The sequence below is a fragment of the Microtetraspora fusca genome (genome assembly GCF_001570365.1).
Classification (GTDB): Bacteria; Actinomycetota; Actinomycetes; order Streptosporangiales; family Streptosporangiaceae; genus Microtetraspora; species Microtetraspora fusca.
The window spans coordinates 1-15,888 of the sequence record NZ_BBYK01000045.1 but is presented as its reverse complement, the minus strand read 5'-3'; the positions used below and the strand labels follow the sequence as shown (position 1 = coordinate 15,888).

Sequence of the window (15,888 nt, the reverse complement as noted above, 5' to 3'; positions counted from 1 at the left end):
CACGCGTTCGACGAAGAGAAAGACGATGATCGACAGCAACCTGTACGGCCCCTGGGCCGTGATCGCCGGCGGCTCGGAAGGGGTGGGCGCGTCGTTCGCGCACCGGCTCGCGGACGCCGGGATCAACCTCGTGCTCATCGCCCGCAAACCGGGCCCGCTGGAGGAGACGGCGGCTCAGGTCCGGGCGAAGGGGGTCGAGGTCCGCACCATCGAGCTGGACCTGCTCGTCCCCGACGCGCTCAAGGTGATCCGCACGGTCACCGACGAGCTGGAGGTCGGCCTGCTGATCTTCAACGCGGGCGCCAACACGTACGGGCACGAGTTCGTGACCGGCGATCTGGACCGCGTCCAGGACGTCATCGACCTGAACATCACCGCGCAGCTCGCGCTGACGCACCACTTCGGCGCACCCATGAAGGAGCGCGGCCGCGGCGGCGTCATCCTGGTCGGGTCGCTGGCGGGCTACATGGGCCAGCCGCACATCAGCGTCTACTCCGCGGTCAAGGCGTTCAGCCGGGTCTTCGCCGAGGGCCTGTGGCTGGAGCTCGGGGAGCACGGCGTCCACGTGCTCGAACTCGTCCTCGGCGTCACCCGCACCCCCGCCATGGAGCGCGCCGGCCTGCGCATGGACCTGCCGGGCCTCAATGTGGCCGAGCCGGACGACGTCGCGAGGGAGGGCCTGGCGCACCTGGCCGACGGCCCGGTCCGGGTGGCGGGCGGCAACGGGTCCGCGGCCGAGAAGCGCAGCGGCTTCCCCCGCGCTCCCCTCGTCAAGGGCGCGTACGAGACCACCAAACGCCTCCTCCCCACCGATTGACGCGCTCCCCGGCCTGACGACCGAGGATTCAGCCCGTGCCGCGCGTTCACGCGGATGCGCGGGCGCGGGGTCCCGCGTCGGCCCGGTGCGTACGGCTAGCCTCGGGGCGTACGGCGTCCTCGTCGCGGCGGCCGCCGATGTGGGTCCGCCGCGCGGGGGCACGGCCGCGGATCGGCCGCGACACCCGCGTGGAGGAGGTCTCCCGTGCTGCTCAGCCGCCTGCGCGTTCCCGGCCGGGTGCCGGAGGAGTGGCCGTTCACGCTCCCCGCCGTGCGGCACCTGGCCGGGCGCGGCGTGCGGCTGACCGCCCCCGTGGCGTTCCTCGTCGGCGAGAACGGCTCGGGGAAGTCCACGATCGTCGAGGCGATCGCCGACGTGTGCGGCGTCAACGCGCAGGGCGGGAAGGCGGGTACGAAGTACGCCAGCCGCGGCCCCGCCACCCCGCTCGGCCGGGTCATCGACGCCGAACTGACCGCGGCCGGGCTGCGCCTGCTCCACGGCCCCCGGCTCCGGCGCCGGGCGTTCTTCTTCCGCGCCGAGACGCTGTTCACCCTCGGGCAGAACGTCTCCGGCCGGTACGGCTTCTGGGAGGACGACCTGACCGAGCAGTCGCACGGCGAGGGCTTCTTCACGGTCCTGGACCGGATGGTGTCCGGGCCGGGGCTCTACCTGATGGACGAGCCGGAGGCCGCGCTGTCGTTCACCTCGTGCCTGCGGCTGATCGGCCTCATGGACCAGGTGGCCCGCGATGGCGGTCAGATCATCTGCGCCACCCACTCGCCGATCCTGGCCGGTCTCCCCGGAGCGCAGATCCTGGAACTCGACGACGAGGGCATCCGCACGGCCGAGTGGGAGGGGCTGCAGCTCGTGGACCACTGGCGCCGCTACCTGGCCAGGCCGGACTTCTACCTCCGGCACGTCCTGTCCGACTGAACCTCCCGTGGCCGTACGGCGAGGGCGGCGGCGACGCAGGCCACCGGCACGACGGGCAGGACGTAGCGGTGGTCGAAGTCGAGCGCGGCGACCGGGCCGACCAGGAGCCCGACGGCCACCGCCCACGGCAGTGCCGCCCGGCCGGGCCGCAGCACCGCGCCGACCGCGCCCAGCAGCAGGATCGCCGCGAGCACCGGACCACGCAGGTAGGCGAGGTGCTGGTACGCGATGAGCACGTCGGCCCACGGCCCCACCGAGCGCATGGCCGTGATGTCGGAGCCGTACGTCCGGCGGACCTCGGCCACGAGGGGCTGGTCCGGCAGCGGCGAGATTTCACGGGTGAACCCGAACGCGGGCACGGTCCGGGCCGGGTGCGCGACGGGCGTCCAGTGGAACGCGATGGAGGTGTCGGCGAGGACGTCGCGGAGGTAGTCGAGCGGCTGGGCGGCGATGGCGCGCAGCGCGAAGTCGCGTGCATGCTCGTTGTGCGCGAACCGGCCGCCGGGCAGCAGGTTGATGGAGGCCGTCGGGTCCCACACGTACTCCGAGGCGGCGTCCTGGACGGCCCCGTTCGGGCAGAGCGGGGCCAGCTCCGGCGGCGGCTGGACGGCCGCGCAGTCGGCGAAGGTCATCGTGCGCGCCCACAGCGCGACCCCGTCGGCGCCGCTCAGCGCGACTCTGCCGTGGACCGCCCCGTACCAGGCGGCGTATCCGGCGAGCGGCAGCGCGCCCGCCACCGCCAGGGCGGCCAGCGAGCGCCAGGACACGCGGCGCAGCGCGAGCACCAGCAGGACGAGCACGAGCAGCGGCAGCCCGATCGTGCGGGTGAGCGCGGCCCCCGCGAGCAGCAGGCCGGCCGCCAGCGCGGCCCGCGTGGACGGTCGCTCCCGCCACCCGAGGACGGCGACCGCGGACACGACGAACAGGATGAACAGCGCGTCGGACAGCACCGCGTGCTCCAGCCGGAGGAACGAGGCGTCGAACAGGACCGGCGCGGCGGCGAGCACCCCCACCCATGCCGGGAGCCCCCGGCGGCGGGCCAGCGCGTACACGATCAGGCCGGTGGCGAGGCCCATCGCGTGCTGGACCGCGACGACCACCGTCACGCTGTGGAACGGCAGCAGGGCGCGCAGCAGCAGCGGATAGCCGATCGGGTGGAACGTGGCCGACGGCTGCAGATGGACCGCGTTGTCCAGGTAGGTGAAGGAGTCGTACCAGTACAGCCGGGCCGGCGGATAGCCGAGCATCGTGACGACCCTGAGCGCGGCGGCGAGCGCGATCGCGACGGTGAAGGCACGGTGGCGCGCGAGCGACGCGACGGCCCGGCGCCACCCGGCGGCGGGCCGGGTGGGCGCGGGCGCGGGCGCGCCGCGGAGTCCGGTGGGCATGGCGAATCCGATCGTCGGCGGAACCAGGGGAAACCCGCGCGGCACGGGCGGCGCGGCGAGGCGGAGTGCGGACGCGGGCGTCCGCACTCCGGGGGCTGTCAGCGGCCCCGCGAGGAGACCGTCAGCGAAGGGCGGGAGCGGTCAGCGGCCGTCGGGACAGAAGGCCTTCTTCGGCCGTGGCGTGGGGTTGGGCACCCGGTTGACCGCTATGAGCGCCTCGCCCGGAGCGGTCAGCACCCCGTCGTAGACGTACCAGTCGCGGGGAACCGGCTCCTTCACGCCGTACGCGGTGAACGTCGCCTTCAGACCGCGTGCCCGGAGCATCGGCTCGACGTCGGCGACGGTCTTGTTGATGAAGTCCACGCACTGGAGCGGCTCGCCCGGAAAGTCGATCGGGACCATCCAGCCGTAGCGCTCTCCCGCGCGAGCCGGTCGACCGAGGGAGACGAGCACCTGCTTGCGATAGCCCACCGGGATGCGCAGGCCGATCGAGCAGAAGCTGAACGGACGGCGGCATTCGCCCGGGCCCTGGATGCGGCTGACGCCGCTGGCGCTTCGGCGCGTCGCCGTCCTGCGGCCGTTGGGGAGCACGCGCCTGGCCACGCCGTACAGCCAGAGCCGCGCGGCGTGGCCGTCCGGGACGTCGGGCAGCCGGCGCCACGCGGTGGCGAACGTCTCGGCGAGCGCGTCGGCGGCGTCGTCGTGCGAGTCGACGCGCCGCCGGATGTAGGCGAGCAGGTCGGCGTAGTACGCCAGGTAGATCTCCTCGAAGCGCTGTCTCGCCTCTGGACGGCCCACTGTGCTCCCTCTCGCCGGGTGCTCCTTCAAACCCGTACGTGTCCGGATGCTGTGGAGTGTTCCACCTAGATCTTGAAAAGGATTGCGATTTCCGTTTATTCGCGGGTAGACGGGCCCCGCCGCGGTCGGCGGAGCCCCCGGAGCCCCGGTGCCCCTGCCGGGTCAGATGCCGAGGCGGGCGGCGATGCCGTCGAGCACGCATTCGAGCCCGAGCTCGAACCGCCACTCGCTCTCGTCCTTCCGGACGCCCTCCCGGATGTAGCGCTCGAAGGCCGGGTAGCGGCCCGAGGCGAGCAGCCACTTCATGCGCGAGGCGTACAGGTGGCGCAGCTCGTTCATCCCGGAGACGCCCTCGTTCCGCATCTGCTCGACCATGCCGATGTCGGTGGAGACCGTCCCGTTGACGTAGGCGCTGACCGTGCCGACCACCACCATCCGGGTGTCGGCGTCGAGGCCGAGGTGTTCGAGCGAGGTCAGCAGCCCGTCGAGGCGGCCGACGAGATGGGGGGTCAGCGGCCCCGACCAGGTGGAGATCCGCACGATCCAGGGATGGCGCAGCAGGACGGCCCGCAGCCCCCAGGCGGACTCGCGCAGGGCGGCCCTCCAGTCGGCGGCGGACGCCACCTGCGCCTCCCGTCCGATGACCGTGTCGAGCATGAGCTCGATGACCTCGTCCTTGCCGCGCACGTACCGGTAGAGGCCCATCGTGGCGACGCCGAGCCGCTCGGCCAGGCGGCGCATCGACACGGCGTCGATGCCCTCCGCGTCGGCGATGGCGACCGCCGCCTCCGCGATCCGGTCGTGGGTCAGCGCGGCGCGCGGCGGCCGGGTCGGCCGTTCCATCCGCTGCCAGACGGACTCGTGCTCCTCGACCTCCTTGTCGACCTCCTTGTCGGCCTCGCTCCTGGCCTCGCTGTCCTCGGCCATCGCCGCACCTCATTCCACGCTCGATCCGTCCTCGTTCGCGTACATCGTATCCGAACTTGTACGGCGTACGCAGGTGTGCGTACTCTGTACACACCAGATGTACGGCGTACGCAGCTTGCGCCGCCGTGCGCCGAGAACGTGAACGAAAGGCTGTGTCATGTCCGAGAAGCCGCTGAACGTCGCGGTGATCGTCGGAAGCGTCCGCGAGGGCAGGGTGGCGCCCGTGATCGCGAACTGGCTCGTCCGCCAGGCGGAACGGCGCGACGACGTCGCGATCGACCTGATCGACCTGGTGGAGGCCCGGCTGCCGGGCGAGCTGCGGGGCCACTTCGGGGGCGACAAGCCGGCCGAGGTGACCGCCCTCCGGCCCCGCCTCGCGGCGGCCGACGCCTTCGTCGTGGTGGTCCCCGAGTACAACCGGGGCTACCCCGGCGCGCTCAAGACGATGATCGACAGCTACCACGCGGAGTGGCAGGCCAAGCCGGTCGGTTTCGTCTGCTACGGCGGCATGTCCAGCGGACTGCGCGCCGTCGAGCAGCTCCGTCTGGTCTTCGCCGAACTGCACGCGGTCACCGTCCGCGACTCCGTGGCCTTCCAGAGCCCGTGGACGATGTTCGACGCGGACGGGAACTGGCCGGCGGACTCCTCCGGCTGCGACGCCGCCGCCAAGATGATGCTCGACGAGCTCGTCTGGTACGCCAGGGCGCTGCGCGACGCCAAGACCGTCCGCCCCTACGCGAGCTGAGCCGCGCCATGCTGATCCGCCTCCTCCGCCCGCGCCTGCGCCCCCACCTGCGGTCGATCGCCCTGGTCGGGGCGTTGCAGATCGCGCAGGCCGTCACCGCCCTGACGCTGCCCACCCTCAACGCGAGGCTGGTGGACGACGGCGTGCTGAAGGGCGACGCCGGTCTCGTCCTGCGCACCGGCGGCCTCATGCTGGCCGGTACGGCGGCGCAGGTCCTGTGCTCCGCCACGGTCGGGTTCCTCGCCGCGCGCACCGCCCTGGCCGTCGGCCGGGACCTGCGGGCCGCCGTCTTCACCCGGGTCCAGGGGTTCTCCGCCCGCGAGGTCGGCCGGTTCGGAGTCTCCTCACTGGTCACCCGGACCGTCAACGACGTGCAGCAGGTGCAGACCGTCGTCCTCATGGCGCTGACCGGCCTCGCCGCCGCCCCGATGATGTGCGCCGGCGGCGTCGTGATGGCGCTCCGCCAGGACGCACGGCTGTCCGCCCTGCTCCTGGTCGCCCTTCCCGCGCTGCTCGGCGTGCTGGGAACGCTCGTCCGCCGGGCGCGCGTCCCCGCCCAGGGCGTGCAGGAGGGCGTCGACGCGGTCAACCGCGTGCTGCGCGAGCAGATCGCCGGCGTGCGCGTGATCCGCGCCTTCGCCCGCGACGGGCACGAACGGACCCGGTTCGCCGCGGCCAACACCGGTCTCATGGAGATGTCGGTACGGGCGTCCCGGCTCATGATGACGCTGTTCCCCGCCGGGATGCTGGTCGCCAACGTTTCCTCGGTCGCCGTCCTCTGGATCGGCGGGCACCTCGTGGACGAGGGATCGACCGGGATCGGCTCCCTGATCGCCTTCCTCAACTACTTCGCGCTGATCTTCGGCTCCGCGCTGCTGGCCACGTTCACCTTCCTCGCCGCGCCGCGCGCCCAGGTGAGTGCCCGCCGCGTCCAGGAGGTGCTCGACGACTCCCCCACCCCCGCCCCGGCTGTGTCGGTGGTGCGGGCGCCCTCTTGGGCGACCTCTCAGGCGACCGCCCTGTCCTCCGGCTCCCGGCACCCGGGTCTTCTGGAGTTCGAGGACGTCCGGGTCCGCTATCCGGGGGCGGAGCTGCCGGTCCTGCGCGGCGTGAGCCTGGTGGCCCGGCCGGGCGAGACCACGGCCGTCGTCGGCTCCACGGGAGCGGGCAAGACGACGCTGCTCAGCCTCGTGCCCCGGCTCCTCACCCCGGAGGGCGGCGCCGTACGCGTCGGCGGCGTGGACGTGGCCGAGCTGCCGCCGAAGGCGCTGGTGCGCGCGGTCGGCCTGGTGCCGCAACGGCCGTACCTCTTCTCCGGCACCGTCGCGTCCAACCTGCGGTACGGCGACCCGGACGCGACGGACGCGGACCTGTGGCACGCGCTGGAGATCGCGCAGGCCCGCGACTTCGTCGCGGCCCTGCCGGACGGCCTGAACACGGTCGTCGGGCAGGGGGGCGGCTCGCTCTCCGGCGGGCAGCGGCAGCGGATCACCATCGCCAGGGCGCTGGTCGCCCGTCCCGCGATCTACCTGTTCGACGACCCCTTCTCCGCGCTCGACCCCGTCACCGAGCACGCGCTGCGCGCGGCGCTGGCGGACGAGACGCGGGGCGCGACCGTCCTGATCGTCGCCCAGCGGGTGCCGTCCGTCCGGCACGCCGACCGGATCGTCGTGCTCGACGAAGGCCGGGTCGCCGGAGAGGGCGGCCACCGCGAGCTGATGGCGACCTGCGGTGTCTACCGGGAGATCGTCCTCTCCCAGCTCACCGAGGAGGAAGCGGCATGAACGCCGACGAGAGGCGCGGCGTCGCCGTGCGGCTGCTGCGCGCGGCCCGTCCCGAGCGGTGGCACGCGGCGGGCGCGCTGGTACTCGGCGCCGCCGGCGTCGCGCTGACCGTGACCGTGCCCCGGCTGCTCGGCGAGGCCACCGACCTGATCGTGTCCGCCGTCGCGGGCGGCCGCCCGGTCGGCTTCACCGGGGTCGGGCGGGTGCTGCTGGCCGCGCTGGCCTGCCATCTGGCCGCCTTCGGGTTCGCGTACGCCCAGCAGCGGCTGACCGTCACCGTCACGCAGCGGCTGGTCTTCCGCCTGCGGGAGCGGACCCAGGCCAAGCTGGCCCGGTTGCCGATGGCGTACTTCGACCGGCACTCCCGCGGCGACATCCTCTCCCGGGCCGCGAACGACATCGACACCGTCGCCCAGACGCTGCAGCAGACACTCAGCGTGCTCGCCAACGCGCTGCTCACGCTCGTCGGCGTGCTCGCCATGATGGTGTGGATCTCGCCGCTGCTCGCGCTGGTCTCGCTCGTCGTGGTGCCGCTGTCGGCGGTGGCGGCGCGGGCCGTCGGCGCCCGCGCCCGGCGCGGCTTCGGGGAGCAGGCGGCGGCCACGGGACGGCTCAACGCCCACATCGAGGAGATGTACACCGGACACTCGCTCGTCAAGGTCTTCGGCAGGGAGCGGCAGGCCCTGCGGACTTTCACGGAGCACAACGACGCGGCGTTCCGCGCCGGGTTCGCGGCGCAGTTCGTCTCCGGCCTGATCGGGCCGACGATGACGCTGCTCCTCAACGTCAACTTCGTGCTCGTCGCGGTGATCGGCGGGTTGCGCGTCGCCGCGGGCGCCCTGTCGATCGGCGACGTGCAGGCGTTCATCCAGTACTGCCTCCAGTTCGGCCAGCCGATCAACCAGGCGGCGTCGATGTCCGCGCTGCTCCAGTCGGTGCTGGCCTCGGCCCGCCGGGTCTTCGAGCTCCTTGACGAGGACGAGGACGAGAGAGGCGGTTCGGACGTGGACGCGGCGCCGTCCGGCACGAGGGGCCGCGTGGCGTTCGAGGACGTCTCCTTCCGGTACGTCCCGGACCGGCCGCTGATCGAGGGCCTGTCGCTCGTGGCGGAGCCCGGACGGACCGTGGCCATCGTCGGGCCGACCGGAGCGGGCAAGACCACGCTGCTCAACCTGCTCATGCGGTTCTACGACGTCACCGGCGGCCGCATCACCCTGGACGGCGTGGACATCGCCCGCCTGCCGGTGGAGGAACTGCGCGGCCGGATCGGCATGGTGCTCCAGGAGACCTGGCTGTTCGGCGGGACGCTCGCCGACAACATCGCGTACGGCGCGGGCGACGTGCCGCGCGAGCGGGTCGTCGAGGTGGCCCGCGCCACCGGCCTCGACCACCTCGCGCGCACCCTGCCCGACGGGTACGACACCGTGATCGACGACGAGGGCGCCGCCCTCAGTGCCGGCGAGCGGCAGCTCGTCACCATCGCGCGGGCCTTCCTGACCGACCCGGCGATCCTCGTCCTGGACGAGGCGACCAGCGCGCTGGACACCCGCACCGAGGTGCTGGTCCAGCGGGCGATGACGTCGCTGCGCGCCGGGCGCACCTGCTTCGTCATCGCCCACCGGCTCTCCACGATCCGCCACGCCGACCTGATCCTGGTGATGGACTCCGGCCGGATCGTCGAGCAGGGGGCGCACGACGAGCTCGTCGGCCGCCCCGGCGGCGCGTACGCCCGGCTCTACGCCGCCCAGTTCTCCGGCGTGTCCATCGACGCGGTGGGCGGGCGCTGAACCTGGAGTTCGCGGCGGGCGGCGCGACGGCCCTCATGGGCCAGTCAGGGGCGGGCAAGTCCACCCTGCTGCACCTGATCGGGGGCATGGACCTCCCCGACTCGGGAGAGATCCTGATCGAGGACCGGCCGCCGCCCCGCCGCGGGCTCGACGCGCATCGGCGTCGCGTGGGCCGCTGGCAGCCGTCCTGGCACGGGGCTGAGGGTCGCTCCCCCGAGCCGTCACGGAACGGGGAACACCGGGCCGCCGCCGAACGCGGCCCGGTGCGAGGCCGGGAGCCGGCCGTCCCGCTCGGTCACGCCGTACTCGACCGCCGTCTCCGCCGAGATGAGCGTCTGCCCGCTGCGGGCGCGCACCTTCGGGTCGGCGGCGAGCGCGGCGATCACCCGCCCCTGGAACTCCGGGGTCTCCGCCTCGGCGATCGGGAACCCGGCGATGGTCTCGACCCCCTTCGCCAGCACGCGCTCGGTCTGCACGAGGCCGGGCCACAGCGAGAGGACGGTGACCTCGTGGTCGGCCAGCTCCACCGCCATGTCGGCGGTCATCTTGTCGATCCCCGCCTTGGACATGCCGTACAGCACCGAGTGCAGGTGGCGGCGGGTGCCGAAGGACGAGATGTTCACGATCAGGCCGCTGCCGCGCCGTACCATCCGGGTGGTCGCGGCTACGGTCGCCACGTAGTGGGCGCGCAGGCCCACCGTGATGAGGCTGTCCCAGTCGCTGAGCGGCCGCCGCCAGAACGGCTCGGCGGCGCTGTCGTAGTCCGGCCCGGCCCAGACGTTGTTGACGAGGAGGTCGATCCGGCCCCGCTCCGCGTCCACCCGATCGAAGAGGGCGGCGATCTGCGCGTCGTCGCGGTGGTCGCAGGCCACCGCGACGCCGGTGCCGCCCCGGGCCGTCACCTCGTCGGCCGAGCGCCGCAGGCGGTTGTTCTCCTCGAGTGGGCCGCGGCCGGTGACGTACACCGTCCAGCCCTCCTCGCCGAGGGCGAGGGCGACGCCCTTGCCGACGCCGCGGCTCGCGCCGGTGACGACGGCCACCTTCCCCGCGCCCGGCCCGCTGCCCGTGCCCATCTCAGAAATCCTCCGTGACGACGGTGCCCTCGGGGAGCGGCCGGGTGATCGACCAGAGCTCGCGCGCGTGGCACTTCGACTTCTTCCACCGGCCGTCCTCGACGACGTACGCGTCGTCGTACTCCACGGTGGCGATCTTCTCGGTGTTGTCGATCAGGTTGACCTGCCGGAAGCGCAGCGTCCACCGGCCGACGGCCTCGGTCTCCGAGACCAGCGTGATGTCGGGGTGGATGCCGTGGTGCATGTCGAGGATCACGTGCCTGCCGTCCACCGTGCGGAGCGCGATCTTCTCGAAGGTCTCCACCAGCCCCGCCGCGTCGTCGTAGTCGCCCATCCGGCCGAACCGGATGGACGCGCCCTCGCGAACGAAGCAGTCCCGGAACGCCTCCGGGTCCTTGGTGTCGCAGGCGCGCCAGTACCGGTACTTGAGCGCCTTGATCGCCGCGATCCGCTCCTGGTCCGCGACGCGTTCCTCCAGCGTCCTCGCGGTCGTGCTCATCGGCCCCGTCACCCCTCCCCCGCCGCCGCGCGCCCGGCCCGGCGGCCGAAGAACGTGCCGTCCCCGAGCGAGGTGCCGCTGATGTAGCCCTCGCCGTGGATGCCGGAGCCGGCCCGGCCCGCGGCGTACAGGCCGGGGATCGGACGGCCCGACTGGTCGAGCACGGCGCCGTCCACGGTGGTGTGCAGGCCGCCGAGGGTGAAGCCGGCCGCGCCGGTGCCCCGGGCCGCGGCGTCCCTGTCGCCGGGGACGAACCCGAGCCGCGGATCGATCGCGGCGAAGGGCGCCCTGAGCGGCCGGAGCCACTTGGCGTCCTTGTGGAAGTAGGGGTCCTCACCGCGCTCGGCGTGCCGGTTGTAGACGCCGATCGTGGTCTCCAGCGCGCCGGCGGGCATCCCGAGCGTCTCCTCCAGCTCGGCGAGGGTCTCCGCGACGATCTCGGGACGTACGCCCCAGAGGTCGCGCTCGGGGATGTCCTCGTACCCCTCCTCGTCGATGATCACCCAGTACGGTCCCGGCTGGTGCCGGACCGCGGCGACGCTGAACAGACCCGGGTACACGTCCTCGTTGACGAACCGCTGGCCGAGCCCGTTGACGAGCATCCCGCGGGTGACCATGGCGGGCAGGGCGGTCAGCGCGATCTCCACCTCCGCCATGTGGCGGGTGGCCGCGCCGATCGCGGCCGCCATGCGGATGCCTCCGCCGTCGTCGAGGCCGGCGCTGACCTTCCCGTGCCCGAGGAGCACCGGCGCGTGCTGCCGGAGCATCTCCTCGGAGTCGACGAAGCCGCCGGTCGTGAGCACGACGCCCCGGCGCGCGCGGTAGGTCAGGGTTTCGCCGTACCGGCGGGCCGTCACGCCGACGACGCGGCCCTCGTCATCGACCACCAGGGCGGTGGCGACAGTGTCGGTGTGACAGCCCGCGCCCGCGCCCTTCGCCGCCTCGACCAGCTTCTCCATGATCAGCCAGCCGCCGAAGCTCTCGGTGGCGGGCCGGTGGCCGCGCGGCACCGGCCGGGCGACCGTGTTGTACGGCCAGGCGTTCTCGCCCAGCCACATCAGCCCGTCCGTGGTCGGCGGCATCCAGGACGGGGCGTCGAACAGCGACTCGTTGAAGGTGAGGCCGCGCGCGAGGAACCACTCGAAATGCTCGACGCTGCCGTCGCAGTACAGCCGCAGCTTCTCCTCGTCGGCGTGCGGGCCGAGGGCCGCCGCGAGGTAGGCGAACATGTTCTCCGCGTCGTCCTCGAAGCCGCACGCCTTCTGCACGCTCGTTCCGCCGCCGAGATACAGCTCGCCGCCGGACAGCGCGGACGAGCCGCCCGGCCCGCTCGCGCGTTCCAGCACGAGGACGTCGGCGCCCGCCGCGGCGGCCTCGAAGGCGGCGGAGGCGCCGGCGCAGCCGAATCCGACGACGAGCACATCGCATTCATGGTCGAACCGGGCGACGGTCGACGCCTTGACCGGTTCGACCGAGGGGAGGGAGCTCATCCGCCGCCTCTCAGGAACGCGGGATAAAAGCGGCGAGCGGCTCGGAGCCGGACCAGTCGTGCCCCCAGTAGCTGTCCGCGGTGATCTCCTCGGCGGTGTAGTACGTCTCGTCCACGAGCATCCCCTCGCAGCCGTACTCGATGTCCCAGCCTCCGGGGGCACGGACGTAGAACGACACCATCTTGTCGTTCGTGTGCCGGCCCAGCGTGGACGAGATGGAGAAGCCCAGCTTGCGTACCTTGTCCAGGGCCATGCCGACCGCGTCGAGGGTGTCCACCTCGACCATGAGGTGGACCAGGCCGGGCTCCTCGCCGTGCGGCGCGGGGCAGATGGCGAGGCTGTGGTGACGCTGGTTGACGCCCATGAAGCGGATGCGCAGCACGGGCACGCCGCCCTGGCCGCCGCCGACCTTCATGGCGCCGCGCGGGAGGAAGCCGAGCACCTCCGTGTAGAAGGAGACGGTCTCCTGCATCGCGGTGGTGGGCAGGACCACGTGGCCCATCCCCTGCGGGCCGGTGACGAACCGCTGGCCCATCCCGGTGATCACCGGGCTGTGGTCCAGCACGGGGCCGAAGAAGACCTCGACCGGCGTACCGGCCGGGTCCTCGAAGGCGATGACCTGCTCGGCGGCCCGCTCGGCGGCCTCCGCCTCCGACAGCACCTTGACGGCGACGCCCGCGGCCTCCACCGCGCGGCCGACGGCGGCGAGCGCGAACTGGTCGCGCACCTCCCAGCCGACCGCGAGCACCCGGTCGGACTCGCCGGGCAGCACGATCAGCCGCGCCTGGCGCTCGTCCATCCGCAGATACAGGCCCTCGGGGTCGGGCCCGCTCCCCTCGGCGAACCCGAGGCCGTCGATCACCAGCTCGCGCCAGCGCTTGATGTCCCGTGTCTGGACCTTGAGATAGCCCAGCCCTCGGATCTGCGTCACAGTCCTCAATCCAATCTGCCGGTGCCCCGCTGGGGCGTAATAGCCCTCCGGTCCGCGCGGGACGCTCTTCTCTGCCCCAAAGGTGACAGAGCCGCCGTACGAAAGCCCCCGGCCTCCCGCTCAGTGAGATCCGCCCCGCGTTCGTGGCGGGCGCGGCCCACGATGCGGGAGCCGCCCGCATCCGGAGGAGAGGACGAGGTGCACGACTCGATGGCTCCGGCCGCGCGTACCGCGCCCCGGGAAGGACGTCCGACGGCGCTGGTCACCGAGGCCAGCCGGGGCATCGGCCGCGAAACCGCGCTGGCCCTGGCCCGCGCCGGGTAGGCAGCCGTGCAGCCCGCGCCCCGAACCCGAGCGAGAAGGTCAAGCTCCCCGGCCGGTGGTTGTTTCGGTCCCTGGCCGGTCGTTGTTCCGCTTCCGACCCGCGAAGGTAGCCAAGGAAGCCGTCAACACGTAACACCAACTCGTCAGCAGCCCGCGCGGGCCGCCTGCTGACCACCTCGTCCGGCGCCTTGAGCGGGCTGCCGACTGACCACCTCGTCCGGCGCCTTGACCTCTACTTCCTAGCCTTGACCTCTACTTCCTAGCCGCCGGCATGGTTCCCACCCCCGGCGAACTGCTGCTCACTCCAACGGATCGAGTCGGCGCCAAGGACGAACCAGCTCTCGCCGGACGGCGCCACGGACAAACCAACACGAATCGGCGATCGCGGGACCCCTCAGGCCGCAGCGAGCCAATGCCCGAAGGCGCTCGAAGGTGGCCGGTGCGCCTCCTGCGGCACAGCTGGGCCGAGCGAAGACCCGTCAAGCGTGCCGAGTTCAAGCCTCGGGCGGCGATCTCCACCCTTCGGAGAGCCACCCCGCCGCGCGGCTCACCTTGGGCCGGAAGGCGGGAAGCTACAGCTCGGGCGGGAGCGCGAGGATCACCGGCCAGTCGTCCTCGCAAGCCAGCACCTCGTCGAGCGTGCGCTCCGGGCCTGCGACGAACACGGCGGTTGCGTGCGCCGCCCGCGCGTACAGCTCCAGGTCCACCGCACCTTCCGCGCGCAGCACCAGCGTCGCCTCGGGATCGATCGCCGACCGGTCGGAGAACTCCGCAGAGTCGACACCTATCTGTCCCAGTGCAAACGGGTACACGGCGATATCGACCACCAGGCGGTTGTCGTCAAGCGTGTGCTCGGCCCAGCCGTCGGTCTGTAGCAGGAAGAACACGCCGTCACCCTCGTAGCAGTAATCGCCGAGCCGGGCGACGGCGCGCTCGCCCGGTGTGCCATCGGGGTCGACCACGAGCATCACGACGGGCACGTCCGGCTCGTCCCGGTTGACGCCAGGACAGATGCCGAGCCGGACCACGGCGACCTCCGATGATGGCGGCAGATGCGGAGGGCACCAGTAGAGCACGATCGTCCAGACGGACGAACCCGGGCGAACGCCACAAGTCCACACGAGCCCTGTGCGCTCCGGGAGGCGTTCACGATCGCCCCTTCGCCTGCCCGTTCTCAATGCCGCATCGCCCCTTCGCCTGCCCGTTTTCAGTGCCACCACAGGCCACGAGGCCACCAGGCACCGCCCGCCCGTGAACCGGTCATTGTCGACGCCACCCGGTCGCCGCATCGGCCCGCCGGAGCCCTGGCTCGTGGAGTTGCGGCGCGCTGCCATACCAGCCCACATGCGGGCGGGTCAGCACCAACGCGATCATCACCCCTGCGTGTCCGACATCTCTGGCGGCTCCGGTAGGTGGCGCCCGCCCGTGTACCCATCACGGTCGCCGGCACGCCCGGTCGCCACGGCGGCCCGCGCAGAACCCAGGCTCGCGGAGTTCCAACACCCGGCCGGGCCAGCCCCTGGACGGGCAAGATCAGCACCGACGCGATCGTCTGTCCGCCCATTCCCTGGGGCAGCGGCGGACGGAGCTCCGCCCACGACGTCCGGCACCTGGGGCACTGGTGCCCGGAGTCCTGGCACGCTCAGGTCCGCCCGTAGCGGGCCGGATCAGTAGTGATCGATCTCCGCCTTGCCAGCCGCTGCCTGGGCGGACAGGCGAAACGCCGGCACGGGAAGCCCCGGCGCACGAAGCTCCAGCACTTCCGCCACCCGGATGCCCGGCGGGTATGGCCCTGGCATGAGCACGTTCATGGCATGCCGCCAAGCTGTCCGATGTACGGACCAGATCAGCACCGACGCGTTCGGGTGATCACTGCCTGTCCACCCGCCACCTCGGGCAGCTCGTGGAGTTCGAGCATGTGGGAGTTCCGGCAGGTGAGATGCCGGGCGCGTGGAGCCCTGCCATTGGCAAGCTCGGGCAATACTGCCGGGCCGGCCGGTGGACCGGCCTGATCATCGGTGACCGGTCGCAGCGCCGAGTCACTGCCTGTTCGCGCACCGTCTGAGACGGCCTGGGGCAGACGCGGGCGGAGCCCTGGCCACGCTGACTTCTGGCCTGTGCATCCCTGGAGCGTGCAGCCCTCCCTGGAGCGTGGAGTTCGGGCATGCTGCCGGGCCGGCCCGTGGGAGGGGCCGGATCACCGGTGACCGATGCGATCACTACGTCAACCACGTCGCCGATCGCCCGTCGCGGATCACCGATCAGAGGTTGCGGATCGCCGTTCAGCGGTCGTCGATCAGCGTCTGTCGGTCCAGCGTCGGGGGCGGAGCTTGGAATACCGGTGGAACCGCATCGACACCGTCCCGTCCCCCTGATCGATCACCTCTACCCG

Annotated in this window: 15 protein-coding genes and 1 pseudogene; 7 read left to right on the top strand and 9 right to left on the bottom strand. The window is 72.4% G+C overall.

What is annotated here, in order from left to right; genetic code table 11:
* Positions 1–25: 25 nt before the first annotated feature.
* Together AWQ68_RS14020 and AWQ68_RS14015 are read left to right on the top strand one after the other, a co-directional pair.
* Positions 26–817 carry an SDR family NAD(P)-dependent oxidoreductase gene (locus tag AWQ68_RS14020; RefSeq protein WP_066940868.1) on the top strand — a complete coding sequence of 264 codons (792 nt, stop codon included), beginning with the start codon at positions 26–28 and terminating at the stop codon, positions 815–817.
* A gap of 204 nt (positions 818–1,021) precedes the next feature.
* Positions 1,022–1,750 (top strand): AAA family ATPase, encoded by a 729-nt coding sequence (locus AWQ68_RS14015; protein WP_066940359.1) that lies wholly within the window; start codon positions 1,022–1,024, stop codon positions 1,748–1,750.
* On the opposite strand, the gene AWQ68_RS14010 is transcribed toward AWQ68_RS14015, so the two are convergent.
* From AWQ68_RS14010 to AWQ68_RS14000, 3 genes are all read right to left on the bottom strand, one after another.
* The gene (locus tag AWQ68_RS14010) at positions 1,723–3,138 is read right to left on the bottom strand and encodes a phospholipid carrier-dependent glycosyltransferase (RefSeq protein ID WP_066940867.1); all 1,416 of its coding nucleotides are present in this window, start codon (positions 3,136–3,138) and stop codon (positions 1,723–1,725) included. The two genes, AWQ68_RS14015 and AWQ68_RS14010, sit on opposite strands and share 28 nt — an antisense overlap.
* 141 nt (positions 3,139–3,279) lie before the next feature.
* Positions 3,280–3,936: an RNA polymerase sigma factor gene (locus AWQ68_RS40800; RefSeq protein WP_084463981.1), complete on the bottom strand. Its 657-nt coding sequence runs from the start codon at positions 3,934–3,936 to the stop codon at positions 3,280–3,282.
* Positions 3,937–4,098: 162 nt separating this feature from the next.
* A complete protein-coding gene (locus AWQ68_RS14000; RefSeq protein WP_066940356.1) occupies positions 4,099–4,863 on the bottom strand; it encodes a TetR/AcrR family transcriptional regulator in 765 nt (254 codons plus the stop codon).
* Between the two features lie 157 nt (positions 4,864–5,020).
* Between AWQ68_RS14000 and AWQ68_RS13995 the strand changes: the two genes are divergently transcribed.
* From AWQ68_RS13995 to AWQ68_RS42435, 4 genes and pseudogenes are all read left to right on the top strand, one after another.
* A complete protein-coding gene (locus AWQ68_RS13995) occupies positions 5,021–5,608 on the top strand; it encodes an NADPH-dependent FMN reductase (protein ID WP_066940353.1) in 588 nt (195 codons plus the stop codon).
* Between the two features lie 8 nt (positions 5,609–5,616).
* Complete coding sequence (locus AWQ68_RS13990; protein ID WP_157545293.1) at positions 5,617–7,392, top strand: ABC transporter ATP-binding protein; 1,776 nt, start codon at positions 5,617–5,619, stop codon at positions 7,390–7,392.
* The gene (locus AWQ68_RS13985; protein WP_066940350.1) at positions 7,389–9,179 is read left to right on the top strand and encodes an ABC transporter ATP-binding protein; all 1,791 of its coding nucleotides are present in this window, start codon (positions 7,389–7,391) and stop codon (positions 9,177–9,179) included. The genes AWQ68_RS13990 and AWQ68_RS13985 overlap by 4 nt, the downstream gene beginning before the upstream one ends.
* A gap of 35 nt (positions 9,180–9,214) precedes the next feature.
* Positions 9,215–9,292, top strand: a pseudogene (locus AWQ68_RS42435) (ATP-binding cassette domain-containing protein); the annotation flags it as partial.
* Between the two features lie 108 nt (positions 9,293–9,400).
* On the opposite strand, the gene AWQ68_RS13980 reads toward AWQ68_RS42435, so the two are convergent.
* Genes AWQ68_RS13980 through bphC form a run of 4 tightly spaced genes read right to left on the bottom strand, consistent with a single transcriptional unit; the run spans position 9,401 to position 13,172 of the window.
* Positions 9,401–10,252, bottom strand: coding sequence for an SDR family NAD(P)-dependent oxidoreductase (locus AWQ68_RS13980; protein WP_066940347.1), 852 nt, complete (start codon positions 10,250–10,252; stop codon positions 9,401–9,403).
* Between the two features lies 1 nt (position 10,253).
* Complete coding sequence (locus tag AWQ68_RS13975; protein WP_066940344.1) at positions 10,254–10,751, bottom strand: nuclear transport factor 2 family protein; 498 nt, start codon at positions 10,749–10,751, stop codon at positions 10,254–10,256.
* A gap of 8 nt (positions 10,752–10,759) precedes the next feature.
* Positions 10,760–12,241, bottom strand: a complete 1,482-nt coding sequence (locus AWQ68_RS13970; protein ID WP_066940341.1) for an FAD-dependent oxidoreductase — start codon at positions 12,239–12,241, stop codon at positions 10,760–10,762.
* Between the two features lie 10 nt (positions 12,242–12,251).
* Positions 12,252–13,172, bottom strand: coding sequence for a biphenyl-2,3-diol 1,2-dioxygenase (gene bphC, locus AWQ68_RS13965; RefSeq protein WP_066940338.1), 921 nt, complete (start codon positions 13,170–13,172; stop codon positions 12,252–12,254).
* A gap of 198 nt (positions 13,173–13,370) precedes the next feature.
* On the opposite strand from bphC, the gene AWQ68_RS45710 reads away from it, so the two are divergent.
* Positions 13,371–13,496, top strand: coding sequence for a hypothetical protein (locus AWQ68_RS45710; RefSeq protein ID WP_281217635.1), 126 nt, complete (start codon positions 13,371–13,373; stop codon positions 13,494–13,496).
* Between the two features lie 572 nt (positions 13,497–14,068).
* Here the strand turns inward: AWQ68_RS45710 and AWQ68_RS13960 are convergent.
* Positions 14,069–14,524 (bottom strand): hypothetical protein, encoded by a 456-nt coding sequence (locus AWQ68_RS13960; RefSeq protein WP_066940336.1) that lies wholly within the window; start codon positions 14,522–14,524, stop codon positions 14,069–14,071.
* 639 nt (positions 14,525–15,163) lie between these two features.
* A complete protein-coding gene (locus AWQ68_RS42430) occupies positions 15,164–15,307 on the bottom strand; it encodes a hypothetical protein (protein ID WP_157545290.1) in 144 nt (47 codons plus the stop codon).
* Between the last annotated feature and the right edge of the window lie 581 nt (positions 15,308–15,888).